Below are 15,517 nucleotides of genomic sequence, written 5' to 3'. Positions count from 1 at the left end.
AACGTACACCGGGCCCGAACGGAACGCAACCGTTCCGTCTGGTGTTAATCTCCGCCGGTGGACATGACCAGCCGGAACGCACTCGACCGCCGGGCCTCGGGCTCCGCGGCGCTACGGGAGTCCGTGACCGAGACGATCAGGGGGGCGGTGTTCGAGGAACTCGCCGAGACCGGCTACGCCCGGATGTCGATGGAGGCGGTGACCCGCCGGGCCCGGGTCGGCAAGGCGGCGCTGTACCGCCGCTGGCCGTCGAAGGAGGCCATGGTCGTCGAGCTGGTCTCGGAGGCCGCCGCCGCCCATCTGCCGCGGGCGGCGGGGTCCGGCTCGCTCCGTGCCGACGTCGAGCGCTTCGTCCGGGCCACCATGGCGGACCTGCGCCATCCGCTGGTCGGCCGGATCATCCCGGACCTGGTGGCGGAGACCGCCCGCAACCCCTCGCTGCGCGACGCCCTGCACGAGGCCGTGCTCGCGCCCCGGCGGGCGGCGGTGGCGGACCTGCTGCGGCAGGCGGTGGAGCGCGGCGAACTCCCCGCCGACACCGACATGTCCCTGGCCGTGGACCTGTTCGGCGCCCCGCTGTACTTCCGCATGCTGGCCGTCGGCGGTCCCACCGACGACGCCTACGTGGCCCGCCTCACCCGGGCCGTGCTCGCGGCGGTCGCCGCCAGCCACTGAACACGCTGTTTTGTCACCTCGGTGCGTAGACGTGCCCCGGCGCGCGAACTACGGTCGCCGGGCAGCCCAGCCGTGGAGTGCCCCCAGGCCGTGCCACGGCAGCCGAGCCCTGGAGTCGCCGGATGCGCCGTAGCGCCTCGCCCCTGTCCCTGGCCCTGCTGGGCCTCGGGGTGTTCCTGCTGGTCCTCGCCCCGATGCTGGTGTGGTACGTCAAGCCGCGCGCCCAGGTGAACCCGGTCGACATCGATGTGACCGCCGTCTACGAGGGCACCGGCGCCTACTTCGACATCGAGGAGACGGAGACCGTCGAGGACCGGCCGATCACCGTCACCCAGCGGGTACGGGGCGATGTCGCCGACAGCGAGCGCAGTGGCCGCGCGGTCTGGGACATCGTGACGACGGTCGACACCGACGCCTCCCTGCCCGCCGCCGACCCGCACGACGCGCTGGACTTCACCACCGCCCGCTGGGTCACCGACCGCTCCACCAACCGCCCCGCCCACTGCTGCCAGGAGCGCCCGTACCACGAGGGCGAGGCCTACCTGAAGTTCCCGTTCGACGTGCAGAAGCGGCCGTACCGCTGGTGGGACAGCACCCTCGGCGCGACAGTCACCCTGGAGTACCGGGGCGAGGAGAAGGTCCGCGGCTACGAGGGGTACGTCTTCGAGGGCACCGTCCCGCCGACGCGGATCGGGACGCGGCAGGTGCCCGGGGCACTGGTGGGGCGCGGGCAGGCCGGGCAGGTGTTCGCCGAGGAGTGGTACTCCAACCACGGCATCAAGCTGGTCGTCGACCAGCCCACCGGCCGTGTCCTCTTCGCCCGGCTGGGCCCCCGGCAGACCCTGCGCGCACCCGGCGCGAAGAAGGACGCGGTGGTCCTGCTGGACGTGGAGAAGCTGACCCACACCCCGGCCACCCAGAAGTTCGCGGTGGACCGGGCGAAGGAGGACAGCGCCCGCCTGCGCGCCGTGGGCACCACGGTCCCGGTCGGCGCGGCGGCGGGCGGCGTCGTCCTGGCCGCCGCGGGGACCGTGCTGCTGGTGCGGAAGCGGCCGGACGGCGTCTAGGCGCCGCAGGAGCGCAGGAACCTGCGGGTGCGTACCGCGATCGGCAGGGGGCGGTCCGGTTCGCACGGGTACATGTCCTGCTCGACGATGGCGAACAGGTCCACGCCGAGCCGCTGGGCGGCGGTCAGGACCGGCTCCAACTCCGGTACGCCGGACGGCGGTTCGCACATCACGCCGCGTTGCACGGCGGGGCCGAAGGGTACGCCGTTCGCGACCACGTCGGCGAGGATCTCCGGGTCGACCTGCTTGAGGTGGAGGTAGCCGATGCGCTCGCCGTAGGTCTCGATCAGCTTGACGCTGTCGCCGCCGCAGTAGGCGTAGTGCCCGGTGTCCAGGCAGAGGTTGACCAGGCCGGGGTCGGTGGCGTCGAGGAAGCGCTCGACGTGCTCCTCGGTGTCGAGGTGGGTGTCGGCGTGCGGGTGGACGACGATGTCCAGGCCGTAGGTCTCCCTGACCTCGTGACCGAGGCGTTCCATGCCGTGGACGAGGTCGGCCCACTGGTCGCCGGTCAGCTCCGGGGGCTCCAGGATCTCGGCGGTCTTGTCGTCGCGCCAGAAGGACGGGATGACGACGAGGTGCCGGGCGCCCATGGCCTGGGTGAGCGCGGCGACCTGGCTGACGTGCTCCCAGGTGGACTCCCAGACGGCGGGGCCGCGGTGCAGGCCGGTGAAGACGGTGCCCGCGGAGACCTTCAGGTTCCGCTTGGTCACCTCGTCGGTGAGGCGGGCCGGGTCGGTGGGGAGGTAGCCGTAGGGGCCGAGTTCGATCCAGTCGTAGCCCGCCTCGGCGACCTCGTCGAGGAAGCGTTCCCAGGGGACCTGCCGGGGGTCGTCGGGGAACCAGACGCCCCAGGAGTCGGGTGCCGAGCCGACCCGGATGCGGTCCAGCGCTTCAGGCATGTCAGGACTTTCCTTCCGTGGAGCCCGCGACCGGGGCGGTGAGGTCGGAGGCCTCGGGGAGTTCCTCGACGTCGACGCCGCGCACCTGGGCCAGTTCGTGCTTGAGGGCGGCGAGTTCGGTGCCGCCCGCCATGTGGTGGGTCAGGTCCTCCAGGCTGACCTCGCTGCGGTCGGCGGAGAGCTCCAGGGTGCCCAGGCGCAGCACGCTGAAGTGGTCGCCGACCATGTAGGCGTGGTGGGGGTTGTGGGTGATGAAGATGACGCCCAGACCGCGGTCGCGGGCGGCGGCGATGTACTTCAGCACCACGCCGGACTGCTTGACCCCGAGGGCCGCGGTGGGCTCGTCGAGGATGAGGACGCGGGCGCCGAAGTGGACGGCGCGGGCGATGGCCACGCACTGGCGCTGGCCGCCGGAGAGGGTGCCGATGGGCTGTTCCAGGTCGTCCAGGACGATGCCCATGTTGCGCAGTTCCTCGTCCGCCGTGCGCTTCATGCGGGCGATGTCCAGGCGGCGCAGCGGCCAGGGTCCGAGGGTGAGTTCGGAGCCGAGGAAGAAGTTGCGCCACACCGGCATCAGCGGCACGGTCGCCAGGTCCTGGTAGACGGCGGCGATCCCGCGGTCCAGTGCCTCGCGCGGGGTGGTGAAGCGGACGGGTTCGCCGTCGACGAGGAACTCGCCCTCGCTGTGCTGGTGCAGCCCGGAGATGATTTTGATGAGGGTGGACTTCCCGGCGCCGTTGTCGCCGAGCACGCAGGTCACCTTGGAGTGCTGGACGGTGAGGTCGACGCCGTGCAGGGCGCGGATGTTGCCGTACGACTTGCCCGCGCCGCGCAGTTCGACGAGGGGGGTGGTGTCGCTGCTGGTCATGGGTGGGTCACCTCCTCGTCGCGGTCCTGCGGACCCACAGGTTGATCAGGGTGGCGCCGAGCAGCATCACGCCGAGGAACGCCTTGAACCAGTCGGGGTTCCAGCCCGCGTAGACGATGCCCTGCTGCACCATGCCGAACATGAAGGCGCCGAAGACCGGGCCGATCGCCGAGCCGTAGCCGCCGGTCAGCAGACAGCCGCCGATCACCGCCGCGGCGATGTAGATCAGCTCCTGGCCGACGCCCTCACCGGACTGCACGGTGTTGAAGGAGAACAGGTTGTGCATGCCGACGAACCAGGCCCCGAAGCCGACCAGCATGAACAGCGAGATCTTCGTGAACGTCACCGGCACGCCGACGGCCCGCGCGGAGTCCTTGTTGCCGCCCACGGCGAAGATCCAGTTGCCGTACCTGGTGCGCAGCAGCACCCAGGTCGCCAGGGCCGCGAAGACCAGCCACCACACCACGGTGATCTTCACCTGTACCCCGCCGACCTCGAAGGAGGAGGCGAACAGGTCCCTGGCCTGGCCGAAGCCGTCCATGTCGCTGATGTCGTCGGTGGCGACGTTGCCGGTCACCAGCTTGGTGATGGCGAGGTTGGCGCCCTGGAGGATCAGGAAGGTGCCGAGCGTGACGAGGAAGCTGGGCAGTCCGGTCTTCACCAGCATCCAGCCGTTGAAGAACCCGATCGCCAGGGACACCACCAGCGCGACGATGACGCCCGTCCACACGTTCACGGTGAGCTGGTAGCTGAGCATGCTCGCCGTCAGCGCCGAGGTGATGACCGCGACACCGGCGGAGAGGTCGAACTCACCGCCGATCATCAGCAGTGCCACCGGCAGGGCCATGATCCCGATGGTCGACGACTGGTACAGGATGTTCGCCATCGAGCCGCCGTCCCGCACGGGTGGCGCGGCGAACAGGAAGAACACGAGCACGGCCACGGCGCCGAGGAAGACCCCCACCTCGGGCCGGGCCAGCAGCCGCAGCGCCAGCGGACGCTCCCTCGTCCGGCCGTCGCTCCGCTTCGGGCCGGAACCCGGCGATGTGTCCACCGCCGGGTCAGCCTGCTGGGTCATGCTCATCACCGGGTGCCCTTCGCGGCGTACTCGGCGATCGTGTCGACATTGGACTTGTCCACGAACGCCGGACCGGTGAGCACCGGCTGCTCACCGCCACCGCTGTAGTTGCCGTTGTTCCGGTACAGCCACAGCCCGTCCACGGCCAGGTAGCCCTGGAGGTAGGGCTGCTGGTCGACGGCGAACTGGATGCTGTCGTTCTGGATCGCCTTGGTGAGTTCCTTGTTCAGGTCGAAGGTGGCGACCTTGGCCCCGCTGCCCGCGTCGCCCACCGACTGCACCGCCGTCAGCGCGAAGGGTGCGCCGAGGGTGACGACGTAGTCGATGGACGAGTCCTGCTTCAGCTTGGCCGTGATGGTGGACTTCACGGACGGCATGTCGGTGCCGTTGACGTAGAGGGTCTCGGTCTTGCCCTCGAAGGTCTTCCGCACGCCGTCGCAGCGCTGGGTGAGGCCGATGTTGCCCTGTTCCTGGATGACGCAGACGGCGTTCTTGGCGCCGACCTCGTTCAGCTTCTTGCCGAAGGCCTCGCCCGCGACGGTCTCGTCCTGGCCGAAGAACTCCAGCAGTCCGAGGTCCTTCCAGTCGCTCAGGCCGGAGTTGAGGCCGACCACCGGTATCCCGGCCTGCTCGGCCTTGGCGACGACGCCCTTGAGGGCGTCCGGCTTGGCGAGGGTGACCGCGATGCCGTCCACCTTCTGGTCGATGGCGTTCTGCACCAGGTTGGCCTGGTTGCCCGCGTTGGGGTCGGCGGAGTAGACGAGCTTGACGTTGTCCTTGGCGGCGGCGGCCTCGGCGCCCTTGCGGACGATGTCCCAGAAGGTGTCGCCGGGCGACTGGTGGGTGATGAGGGCGATCGTCATGCGGGGCGTGTTCGCCTTGCCCGCCGAGGCGTCCGCTCCGCCCTCCTCCGACTTCTTTCCGCCGGATTCGCTGGAGCACCCGGCGAGGGTCAGGGCCGCGGCCGCGGCGAGGGCCACGGCGGGGGCGAGTTTGCGGGAGTGCGAGAAGCGGTCCATCTTGCCTGCACCTCACTGTGCGACCGGGGAACACTGCTGCTGTCGTGCTGGGACCGAATCCAATTCCCTGCGACGCCCGCTGTCAATACTTTGTTAAGACATCATTGCACAAACAGGTCAGTATGACAGGACAAATGGCGGTCATCCTGCCGGGCACTGCCCCAGCTTGACGCACGGTCGTCCGAGGCGCAGAGTCGTAAGGAGACCTATACGTCGTAAACATACGGCGTCTGCCGCGGGAGCGTCCGCCATGGCACGCAGCGATCCCCTGCCGACGACCGTCCTCGTCACCGGCGGGGCCGGTTACCTGGGCAGCCACGCCTGCGTGGCGCTCCTCGACCACGGCTACGAGGTCATCGTGGTCGACGACTACTCCAACAGCTCCCCCCAGGTCCTCGCCCGGGTCGAACGGCTCGCGGGCCGGTTCGTGGGCGCCGTCTACGAACTGGACGTCCGCGACCGGCGCGCCCTCTCCGCCGTCTTCGACCGGCACGCCGTGGACGCGGTGGTGCACTTCGCCGCGGCCACGTCGGTGAACGGCTCGATGCGGCTGCCCACGCACTACCACGACGTCAACGTGGGCGGCACCACGGCGCTGCTGGACTGCATGCACGACCACCGGGTGCACCGGCTGGTGTTCTCCTCCTCCGCCGCGGTCTACGGCGACGCGGGCCCCGGCCCCCTCCACGAGACCGCCCCGATCCGGCCCGCGAGTCCGTACGCGGCCTCCAAGTGGTGGTGCGAACGGATCCTCGCCGACGTCTGCGACCACCGGCCCGAGTACACCGTGCTGAGCCTGCGCCACTTCAACCCGGCCGGGGCCCACCCCAGCGGACTGCTCGGCGAGGACCCGCGCGGCACGCCCGGCAGTCTGCTGCCGAACCTGTCCCGGGTGGCCCTGGGGCGGCGCGAGCGGCTGCGCGTCCACGGCGCCGACTACCCCACCCGCGACGGCACCGCGGTCCGCGACTACGTCCACGTCATGGACACCGTCGAGGCGCACCGGCTGGCCCTGGACCATCTCTCCGACGGGCCCGGCCTGCACGTCTACAACGTCGGTCTGGGGCGGGGCAGTTCGGTGCTTGAGGTGATCGGCGCGTTCTCCGAGGCCTGTGGCCGTCCGGTGCCGTACGAGATCGCCTCCCGGCGCCCCGGCGATGTCGCCGAACTGGTCGCGGACGCGAGCGCCGTGAGCCGTGCCTGGGGCTGGCGCCCCACCCGGGGCCTGCTCGACATGTGCCGGGACGCCTGGCACTTCCAGCGGCTGAACCCACAGGGCTACGCGGGCTCCTCGCGGCGCACCGGCGCGGCGGGCGCCTGAACCGCCGCCCCTCGCTCCGAGAGCGCGAACGCCGTCTCGACCAGGGCGATGTGGCTGGACGCCTGGGGCGCGTTGCCGAGCTGGCGGCCCGCGTCCGCGTCCCACCGCTCCGCGAGCAGCCCCACGTCGTTGCGGACGGCGAGGACCCGCTCGAAGGCCTCCCGGGCCTCGCCCGGGTGACCGGTCGCGGCGAGCGCGTCGGCGTACCAGAGGGAGCAGGCGACGAACGTGCCGTCGGAGCCGTCGGGCGTGTACCGGCGCAGGAAGCCGCCGTGGCCGAGGCGGGCCATGGCCCGGACGGTGCCGCGCACCCGTTCGTCGTACGCGGGCAGGAAGCCGAGCCGGGGGATCAGCAGGGCGGAGGCGTCCAGCGCCCGGGAGTCGTAGCACTGGACGAAGGAGCCCTGCGCCGGGTCCCAGCCCTCCCGGCACACCTGCCTGGCTATCTCCTGGCGCATGGCGCGCCACTCGCCGGAGGAGCCGTTGCGGGCGAGCAGCCTGCCCATCCGCAGGGCGCGGTCGGCGGCCACCCACGCCATCACCTTGGAGTGCACGAACTGCCGCCGCTCGCCCCGGATCTGCCACAGCCCCTGGTCGGGCTCGCGCCAGTGCCGCTGCAGGAAGCCCATCAGCGCCTGGACCAGGTCCCAGACATGGGCGGGCAGCGCGATCCCGGCGCGCAGCGACAGGAAGAGGGTGTCCAGGACCTCGCCGTACACGTCGAGCTGGAACTGGCCCACCGCCGAGTTCCCGAACCGGACCGGCTGGGAGCCCTCGTAGCCCGTGAGCCAGGGCGCCTCGGTCTCCGGCAGCAGTCGCTGTCCGGCGACGCCGTAGACGGTCTGGAGGTCGCCGGGGTCGCCCGCGACGGCCCGCACCAGCCAGTCCAGCCAGGCCGTGGCCTCCTCCCGGTAGCCGCTGCGCAGCAGACAGGACAGGGTCAGGGTGGAGTCGCGCAGCCAGCAGTAGCGGTGGTCGAAGTTGCGGTCGCCGCCGATGCGGCCGGGCAGCGAGGTGGTGGGGGCGGCGACGATCCCGCCGGTGGGCGCGTAGGTGAGGGCCTTGAGGGTGATCAGGGAGCGTACGACGGCCTCCCGCCACGGTCCCCGGTAGCGGCACTGCGCGACCCAGCGCCGCCAGTAGTCCACGGTCTCCTTCAACGCCGTCTCGCCGGGGACGGACAGGGGCGCGGGCGGCGCGGGCCGGTGCGAGGGCGACCAGGCCAGGGTCAGCGCCACCCGCCGTCCGGCCGGGACGGTGAAGTCCCACACCGTGGCGTCCTCGCCGGGGCCCGCCCGCACGGATCCGTCCGTGCCGAGCCATACGGCGTCCGGCCCAGCCACCGCGACCGTGCAGCGCCCGAGGTCGCGCACCCAGGGCACGACCCGGCCCTGGTGGAAGCGCAGCCGCAGCTCGCTGCGGACGTCCACGGCGCCGGAGAGTCCCTCGACGACCCGCACGAGGCAGGGCAGTTGGGCGCGCGGCGGCATGAAGTCGGTCACCCGGACGGTACCGGTCGCGGTCTCCCACACCGTGTCCAGGACCAGGGTGTCGGGCCGGTAGGCGCGGCGCGCGCAGAGGCCGCCGCCGACCGGCGCGACGCGCCAGAAGCCGTTGTCCGCGGTGCCCAGCAGTCCGGCCAGGCAGGCGGGCGAGTCGAAGCGCGGCAGACAGAGCCAGTCGACGGAGCCGCCCCGGCCGATCATGGCGGCGGTCTCCAGGTCGCTGGTGAGGGCGTAGTCCTCGATGGGTGGGCTCATGACCAACCCCCACGACGGGCGCACGTCGGCGGTAACGGCAGCGAACCGCCGACGTGCCCGCGACGGGCTCGCTCAGGCGCGGCCCTTCTCATAGGTGACCAGTCCCTGGGAGAGCCTGAGCGGAACCAGGACCAGTTCCACGAGCAGGGCCTTCCAGGCGTAGTAGGTGTTCACCACTTTGTTGACGTAGACGTAGGGGACGTTCCGCGCGACCACCCGGTACGGGATCTTGCGCCGGTGGGCGCCGTAGATCAACGGTGGGAGGAGGAGCAGCGACTCGAAGGCCAGCCACCACAGCATGGTCACCAGCACGCTCTGGTTCCAGACGAAGATCATCAGGAACGGCATGGCGTACCACAGCGGAGCCGTGACGATGTCCCATACGGCGATGAGGATCCACAGCAGGAGCAGCGGCTTGTGCCGGGCGAGGTGGACGGTGTGGATCCTGACGTTCTGGAAGAAGCCCGCCATCCAGCGCCACACCTGCTTGCGCAGGTAGGTCATGGTCGAGGGGTCGGCGGCCTGGGCGACCGCGTCTCCCACGTACACCGCCCTGCGGCCCTCCTCCTGTTTGGACCAGGTGTAGTCCATGTCCTCGACGACGGTCCGCTCGGGGAAGCCGCCGAAGTCGCGCAGTTCCGCCGTGCGGAACGCCGAGCAGCATCCGGAGCAGACCACCGGGCTGTTGGCCGCGTTCTGGATCGGACGCTGGAAGTGGAAGCCGAAGAGGTACTCGATCGACCGTCCGCGTTCGGGGACGGTGTTGTCGAACCGGGTCAGGACGCATCCGGCGGCGATCGCCACCCTCGGGTTCTCGAACGGCTCCAGGATCAGTTCGACGTAGTCCCGCGCGAGGACGGTGTCCGCGTCGACCGGCAGCACCAGATCGGTCCAGACGTACCGCAGCCCGTAGTTCTGGGCGCGGGCCTTGCTGCCCTGGTTGGTCTCGGCGGTGAAGACGGTGACTCCGTACGACAGGGCGACCTGTCGGGTCCGGTCGCTGGAGTGGTCGTCCACGACGATGATCTCGTCGAACGGGTGGGTCTGGGAGAGCAGGGATTCCAGTGTGTCCCCGAGTCCCTGCTCCTCGTTGTGCGCGGGGACTATCGCACTGATCGTGGTCATCTACCGCCCTCGCCCCTTGCCGAACAGCCGCATCAGGGCTCCTCCACCGGCCACCGCCAGTCCGACGATGGCGTAGAGCGGCCAGGAGACCCCCGTGTGGGCGAGTGATCCGTTGTGAGTCATCGGTGCCTCCGCATGTCGCGTATATGGCGCACACATGGTGCATGTATGGCGTACGTTTACGACATATACGTACAGCTTCGACCGACTGTCCGTTATTGTCAAGTTCGCCACATATACGCTGTTTTGATGTCGGGACGATCTGAGGAGAGGCCATGGCGCAGGACCCCGCACCGGCACGCCGCGCGAGCGACCGGGGCCGGTACGGCAGGCTCAGCCGGGAGCGGGTGCTCGCCAGCGCCCTGGACCTGGTGGACCGGGAAGGGCTGTCCGCGCTGAGCATGCGGCGCCTCGGGGCCGAGCTGGGTGTGGAGGCGATGGCGCTCTACCGGTACGCCGCGAGCAAGGACGCCCTGCTGGACGGCCTGGTCGAGGCCCTGTACCTGGAGCTGGAGCAGCGGCTCGCCGCCGCGCCCGCGGATGCCGCCGACGCCGGGGCCCCCGAGTGGCGCACCGGCCTGCACCGCGTCGCACGGGCGACGTACGACGTCTGCCTCGCCCATCCACGGGCGGTCCCGCTGCTCTCCACCCGCATGCTGGCGGTCCCGCTGGCCCGTCGTCCGCTGGCCGTGCTGAAGGACCACGAGCGGGTGTTCGCCCTGCTCGGCCAGGCGGGCCTGGACGGCGCCCGGGCCGCCACCGTCTTCCGCGCCTTCACGGCCTGGCTGCTCGGCTATGTGTCCGTGGAGCTACGGCCCATGGTCGACAACCCCGACGAGCCGGACCCGGCGTTCCGCCTCGGGCTGCACCGCATGCCGCCCCAGGAACTCCCCGTACTGCGCGCGGCCGCCCCGGCGCTGGCCGAGCCGGGCGGCCCGGAAGGGCTGGCGGCGGGGCTGGACGCGTTGCTGGACCGGCTGGTGGGGACGGCGTGAGGTGCCCGGGTCAGTGCGCGGCGTCCAGTCGCCGCCGCTGCTCCGCCGACAGTTCCAGGTCCACCGCCGCCAGGTTCTCCTCCAACTGCGCCACCGACGACGCCCCCACCAGGGGGATCGTCGGCAGTCGCGCGCCGATCTGCCAGGCCAGCACGACCTGGTTCACCGTGGCGCCGGTCTCCCGGGCCACCTCGTGCAGCACCGCCAGCCGGGCGGGGGTGCCGGGGTGGTCGAAGTCCGGCGGCAGCCGGTCGGGGTGGGTGTAGGCGCCCTTCAGGAGCGGCGAGTAGGCGACGAGGGTGAGACCGGGCTCGGCCCGCAGATAGCCGAGCAGGTCGGGACCGGCGTGGCCGAGGCTGCCGTCCGGGAACAGGCCGCCGTCCGGGACGTCGAGGCGGGGGCGCAGATGGCTGTGCGCGTACTGGAGCACCTCGTAGCCGGGCAGTCCGGCCGCCGCCGCGAGCGCGCGGGCCCGCTCCACCCGCCACATCGCGTGGTTGCTGACGCCGAGCAGCCCGACGGTGCCCTCGGCGACCAGTTCGGCGAAGCCCTCGACGGTCTCGCGCGGCGGGACCGTGTGGTCCTCGATGTGCGCGTACAGCAGATCCAGCCGCGCCGTCCCGAGCCGCTCGCGGCTGCGTTCGGCCGCCTCGCGGATCACCTTGGCCGACAGGCCCTCCGGGTTGTCGACGTAGCTGGTGCCGGGGGCCAGCGGGCGGGCGCCGAGCTTGGTGGCGATGACGACCTCGGCACCGACGCCGCGGCTGCGCCGCCACCTGCCGAGCAGTTCCTCGCTCTGGCCGCCCTGACCGCCGTCCGCCCAGAAGGCGTAGTTGTCGGACGTGTCGATGAAGTTCCCCCCGGCCTCGACATAGCGGTCCAGGAGGGCGAAGGAGGTCTTCTCGTCGGTCGCCGAGCCGAACCACATCGCGCCGAGCGCCAGCACGCTCACCTCGCGGCGGGTTCCCGGGGCGGTGCCGATGGTGCGGTACTTCATGGTGCTGCCTCCCGTTCGTGGCCCGCGCTCGGGGCTCACGAACGGGAGTCTTCAGCTTGGAGCGCACGCGAAGTCAAGGACGCCAGCTTGGAACACACGCCAGGTCAAGGACGCCAGCTTGGAGCGCACGCCAGGTCAAGGACGCACCGTCACTTCGCGAACGGTCCCTCCAGCGCCGCCCACTGGAGCAGCATGATCGTTTTGGCGTCGGCGATCTCACCGCCGCGGATCATCTCCAGGGCCGTGCTGAAGGGCAGTTCGACGATCTCGATGTCCTCGCCCTCCTCGCCCAGCCCGCCGCCCTCGTGGGTGCGGGTGGACGGGCCGTAGGCGGCGGCGTAGAAGCTGACGCGTTCGGTGACCGAGCCGGGGCTCATATAGACGTCGAAGACGTGCCGCACCGCGCCGATGGTGTGGCCGGTCTCCTCGATGACCTCACGGCGGACGGCGATCTCCGGGTGCTCGTCCTCGTCGTCGAGCAGCCCGCCCGGCGTCTCGATGAGCATGCCGTCGGGGTGCCCGTTGACATAGACGGGGAAGCGGAACTGCCGGGTGAGCAGCACGGTTTCCCGCTCGGCGTCGTAGAGCAGCATGGTGGCGCCGTTGCCGCGGTCGTGCGTCTCGCGCTCCTGGGTGCTCCAGGTGCCGTCGGCGTGCCGGAAGTCGAAGGTCGTGGTGCGTTCGACGTACCAGTGGCTGGACAGCAGCCGCACGTCGCGCACCTTCACGCGCGGGTTGCCCGTCAGATCGCGCCCGGTCCGGTCCAGTCCGGTACGGCCGCGGCGGTCCGGGGTGTCGATGCCCGCGGTCATCGGAGCGGGGTGGGGTGGTGGGGATCAAGGTGGCAAGTCATGGACACGCTTCTATCACCCACGGGCCCCGGCACCCTGTCACGGCACCCGTGCCGGAACGCGTGGTGAGGGCCCCGCGGAGCCATGCGCCCGAGCTGCCGGTGCAATTGACCGGTCAATTGAAGATATGTACGGTGCAATGGTGACCGTGCCGCTCTACGTGCGAATCAGACGAGAGATCGAGACGAGGATCCGGGCCGGGGACCTCCCCCGTGGCACGCGACTGCCGACGGAGTTGGACCTCTCCGCCCGGTACGGCGTCAGCCGGGCGACGGCCCAACGGGTCCTCAACGACCTGGCCGACGCGGGGCTGGCGGTCCGCCGTCGGCGGCACGGAACGTTCGTCGCGGACGTGACGCGGCAGATCAACCTGCTCAACTTCGTCACACCCACGACAGCCGCGCAGGGCGTACCGGGTCGGCACGAGGTCGTCTCCGCGCGGATCGTCAGGGCCGCCGACGCCCTCCTGGACCTGCCCGGCGCCGCGCCCGACACGGCGGTGGTCGAACTGGTCCGCCGCAAGCTGGACGTGCGCGAGGTGCCCCAGTCCGTCGAGCGGCACGTCGTCCTCTTCGCCGTCGCCCCCGACCTGCTGGACGAGAACCTCGAAGACCTCGTGACGCTGCCGTACCTCCAGGGCCGAGGGGTGCCGGTCGACTCGATCCGGCTGTACCTGGACCCGGTGGTGCTCGACGAGCGGGACGCCGCGTTGCTGGGGAGCGAGGTCGGAACGCCCGCGCTGCTCAGGCGCAGGGAGTTGCGCGTCGGGGACGGAAGCACGGTCGAGGCGGTCACGACGCTCGTGCGTCCGGGAACCGCCGAGTTCTTCCTGGAGCTTCCCGTGTCCACCGCCTGAGGACGGAAAGGAGTGCGCGGACGATGAAGGTCATCATTGTCGGTGCCGGAGCGCTGGGGGTCAGCGTCGCCAGGTACCTCGCCCGCACCGGCGCGGACGTCCTCCTGCTCGACCAGCGAGGAGTCGGCACCGGTACGACCGCGACCACCTTCGCCTGGACCAACTCCCACCGGAAGCACGACCCGGCCTACCACCGGCTGAACCTCGCGGGGATGGCGGAACACGCCAGGCTAGCCGAGCGGTCGCGGGGACCGCGGTCGTACTTCCCCAGCGGGGCGCTGCAATGGGCGGACGCCGCCAGCGAACAGTGGCTCGCCGACAACGTGGCACGGCTGCGGTCGCTGGGCTACCCCGCGCGGTGGGTCACGCCCGAGGAGGCCACGCGGATCGCGGGCGGCGGCCTCCGCCCGCCCGCGACGGCCGCGTCCCTCGCGCACTTCCCCAGCGAGGGATACGTCCTGCCGGAACTCTTCGTATCCGGCCTCCTGTCGGACGCCAGGCGGCACGGGGCCACCTACGTCACCGGCGAGGTCGTCGCGGTCGACGACCGTCCGGACGGCGTGTCCGTCGCCCTGGCCGACGGCGAGGTCCGCACGGCCGACCGGGTCGTCCTGGCGGCGGGCCGCTGGACGGAACGCCTCGCGGCGCGGGCCGGGATCGTCGTCCCCATGGTGACGGACACCGACCGTGGATCGCAGACGGTCGGGCTCCTCGGATACGCCAGCACCCCCGGCCCCGGCCCGCGCTGTGTGGTCCACAGCCCCGGCCTCAACCTCCGCCCGGCGACCGACGGGCACACCGTCCTCCAGGCCCTCGACCTGAACGCCGAGGTCGATCCGGCAGACCCTCCGCCCACGGACGGCCACCTGGCGAGGACCCTGGCTCGGCGTCTCTCCGCGCTGCTCACCGACCCGAGCCGGACGGGGCCGATCACCCTGCGCATAGGCTTCCGCTCCCTGCCCGCCGACGGGCACACCATCGCGGGCTACGCCTCCGCACGGTCCCGCGTCTACTGCCTCGTCTCGCACAGCGGCATCACCCTGGCACCGGTCCTGGGGCGCCTCGCCGCTGCCGAGATCACGACCGACCGGGAACAGGACCTCCTCCACGCCTTCCGCCCCACCCGGTTCACCGGCGTACGACGCTCGGACATGGACGTCAGCCAACGCGCGACGGCTCTGGGCGAGCAGTAGGGCTCGCGCTGGACCTCGCCATGCTCCACAGCGCGGCCGACAGCCACATCAGGATGACGCCGACCACGATGTGCACCCCGCTCGTGAGCGGGGATTCGGGCAGCGCGGTGAGGAACGCGAACACCGGCAGGACGACGGCGTACCCCCATGCCGGAACCCTCGGGAACACCCGCGCGCGGACCATCGCCGTCCCGAACAGGGCACAGCCGACGGCGAAGAAGGCCGCGGAACCGATGAGTACGGGGATCGTCGGGCCGGTCAGCGTCTCCTCGATGACGTCTTCGTCGAAGTAGAACAGCACGAGGTTCGAGGCGAACCCGGCACCGCCGAACAGCCCGAGACCGGCGAGGTTCACGGTGTGCGCGACCTCTCCGAACCGCCCGGTGACCGGACCCTGCCGCCGCTGCAACGCGGCGAGCAGCGGCAGGGCGAACGCCGGGGAGAGCCCGAGCAGGACGCTGGTCGCGGCGGTCTCCCCGGTGAACGCCTCGACCATCGAGGGCAGGGCGATCATCAGGCTGGCCAGCGCGCCGCACAGGGCGCCGACGCGCGAGGCGAAGGAAGTGAAGGGCGAGGACATGAGGCCACTCCGGTTGCTCTGGCCCGCTCCGACGGCAGGTCGAGAACCGCAACCGTAGGGAGCGGCCCAGCGGCGGCAGGAGGTGAAGACCGGGGACATCCGGGGCCGAAGGTCACCACCTCCCGTCCGGCGTACGGCCGTTCGGCATGTGCCGGACGGCACGACCTGCCCGGAGTTGCCGTCCCGACGCTCCTCGGCCGCCGCGCTCGGCTTAGCCTGGTGACAGCGGGTGA

General features: G+C 71.2%; 16 protein-coding genes. 6 read left to right on the top strand and 10 right to left on the bottom strand.

What is annotated here, in order from left to right:
- Window positions 1-63: 63 nt before the first annotated feature.
- Window positions 64-675 (top strand): TetR/AcrR family transcriptional regulator, encoded by a 612-nt coding sequence (locus tag ACFVQG_RS07030; protein WP_383377989.1) that lies wholly within the window; start codon window positions 64-66, stop codon window positions 673-675.
- Window positions 676-797: 122 nt separating this feature from the next.
- Window positions 798-1,742: a DUF3068 domain-containing protein gene (locus ACFVQG_RS07025; RefSeq protein WP_383377689.1), complete on the top strand. Its 945-nt coding sequence runs from the start codon at window positions 798-800 to the stop codon at window positions 1,740-1,742.
- Here ACFVQG_RS07025 and ACFVQG_RS07020 read toward each other — a convergent pair.
- The 4 genes from ACFVQG_RS07020 to ACFVQG_RS07005 are packed head-to-tail and all read right to left on the bottom strand — an operon-like array spanning window position 1,739 to window position 5,606.
- Entirely contained in the window at window positions 1,739-2,641 is a 903-nt protein-coding gene (locus tag ACFVQG_RS07020) for a sugar phosphate isomerase/epimerase family protein (protein WP_383377687.1), read from the bottom strand. The genes ACFVQG_RS07025 and ACFVQG_RS07020 overlap by 4 nt on opposite strands.
- Window position 2,642: 1 nt before the next feature.
- A complete protein-coding gene (locus ACFVQG_RS07015; protein ID WP_383377685.1) occupies window positions 2,643-3,509 on the bottom strand; it encodes an ATP-binding cassette domain-containing protein in 867 nt (288 codons plus the stop codon).
- 7 nt (window positions 3,510-3,516) lie between these two features.
- Window positions 3,517-4,593, bottom strand: a complete 1,077-nt coding sequence (locus tag ACFVQG_RS07010) for an ABC transporter permease (protein ID WP_383377682.1) — start codon at window positions 4,591-4,593, stop codon at window positions 3,517-3,519.
- A complete protein-coding gene (locus tag ACFVQG_RS07005; RefSeq protein ID WP_383377680.1) occupies window positions 4,593-5,606 on the bottom strand; it encodes a sugar ABC transporter substrate-binding protein in 1,014 nt (337 codons plus the stop codon). The genes ACFVQG_RS07010 and ACFVQG_RS07005 overlap by 1 nt, the downstream gene beginning before the upstream one ends.
- Window positions 5,607-5,856: 250 nt before the next feature.
- Between ACFVQG_RS07005 and galE the strand changes: the two genes are divergently transcribed.
- Window positions 5,857-6,927: a UDP-glucose 4-epimerase GalE gene (gene galE, locus ACFVQG_RS07000; RefSeq protein WP_383377678.1), complete on the top strand. Its 1,071-nt coding sequence runs from the start codon at window positions 5,857-5,859 to the stop codon at window positions 6,925-6,927.
- Here the strand turns inward: galE and ACFVQG_RS06995 are convergent.
- The 3 genes from ACFVQG_RS06995 to ACFVQG_RS06985 form a co-directional block, all read right to left on the bottom strand.
- Window positions 6,885-8,687: a glycoside hydrolase family 15 protein gene (locus tag ACFVQG_RS06995; RefSeq protein WP_383377676.1), complete on the bottom strand. Its 1,803-nt coding sequence runs from the start codon at window positions 8,685-8,687 to the stop codon at window positions 6,885-6,887. The genes galE and ACFVQG_RS06995 overlap by 43 nt on opposite strands.
- Before the next feature lie 72 nt (window positions 8,688-8,759).
- The gene (locus tag ACFVQG_RS06990; protein ID WP_383377674.1) at window positions 8,760-9,812 is read right to left on the bottom strand and encodes a glycosyltransferase; all 1,053 of its coding nucleotides are present in this window, start codon (window positions 9,810-9,812) and stop codon (window positions 8,760-8,762) included.
- Window positions 9,813-9,935, bottom strand: coding sequence for an LPXTG cell wall anchor domain-containing protein (locus ACFVQG_RS06985; RefSeq protein WP_383377671.1), 123 nt, complete (start codon window positions 9,933-9,935; stop codon window positions 9,813-9,815).
- Between the two features lie 152 nt (window positions 9,936-10,087).
- On the opposite strand from ACFVQG_RS06985, the gene ACFVQG_RS06980 reads away from it, so the two are divergent.
- Window positions 10,088-10,807 (top strand): TetR/AcrR family transcriptional regulator, encoded by a 720-nt coding sequence (locus ACFVQG_RS06980; RefSeq protein ID WP_383377668.1) that lies wholly within the window; start codon window positions 10,088-10,090, stop codon window positions 10,805-10,807.
- Between the two features lie 10 nt (window positions 10,808-10,817).
- On the opposite strand, the gene ACFVQG_RS06975 is transcribed toward ACFVQG_RS06980, so the two are convergent.
- On the bottom strand, window positions 10,818-11,804 hold the full coding sequence (locus ACFVQG_RS06975) for an aldo/keto reductase (RefSeq protein WP_383377666.1): 987 nt from the start codon (window positions 11,802-11,804) through the stop codon (window positions 10,818-10,820).
- Window positions 11,805-11,953: 149 nt separating this feature from the next.
- Window positions 11,954-12,616, bottom strand: coding sequence for an NUDIX domain-containing protein (locus tag ACFVQG_RS06970; protein ID WP_383377664.1), 663 nt, complete (start codon window positions 12,614-12,616; stop codon window positions 11,954-11,956).
- A gap of 178 nt (window positions 12,617-12,794) precedes the next feature.
- Between ACFVQG_RS06970 and ACFVQG_RS06965 the strand changes: the two genes are divergently transcribed.
- Complete coding sequence (locus tag ACFVQG_RS06965) at window positions 12,795-13,511, top strand: GntR family transcriptional regulator (RefSeq protein ID WP_383377987.1); 717 nt, start codon at window positions 12,795-12,797, stop codon at window positions 13,509-13,511.
- 23 nt (window positions 13,512-13,534) lie between these two features.
- On the top strand, window positions 13,535-14,704 hold the full coding sequence (locus ACFVQG_RS06960; RefSeq protein ID WP_383377662.1) for an NAD(P)/FAD-dependent oxidoreductase: 1,170 nt from the start codon (window positions 13,535-13,537) through the stop codon (window positions 14,702-14,704).
- On the opposite strand, the gene ACFVQG_RS06955 is transcribed toward ACFVQG_RS06960, so the two are convergent.
- Window positions 14,670-15,284 carry a hypothetical protein gene (locus ACFVQG_RS06955; RefSeq protein WP_383377661.1) on the bottom strand — a complete coding sequence of 205 codons (615 nt, stop codon included), beginning with the start codon at window positions 15,282-15,284 and terminating at the stop codon, window positions 14,670-14,672. The genes ACFVQG_RS06960 and ACFVQG_RS06955 overlap by 35 nt on opposite strands.
- Between the last annotated feature and the right edge of the window lie 233 nt (window positions 15,285-15,517).

It is taken from the genome of Streptomyces sp. NPDC057877, assembly GCF_042796855.1.
Taxonomy (GTDB): domain Bacteria; phylum Actinomycetota; class Actinomycetes; order Streptomycetales; family Streptomycetaceae; genus Streptomyces.
The sequence above is the reverse complement of the archived record's forward strand: the minus strand, read 5'-3'. Positions and strand labels throughout refer to the sequence as shown.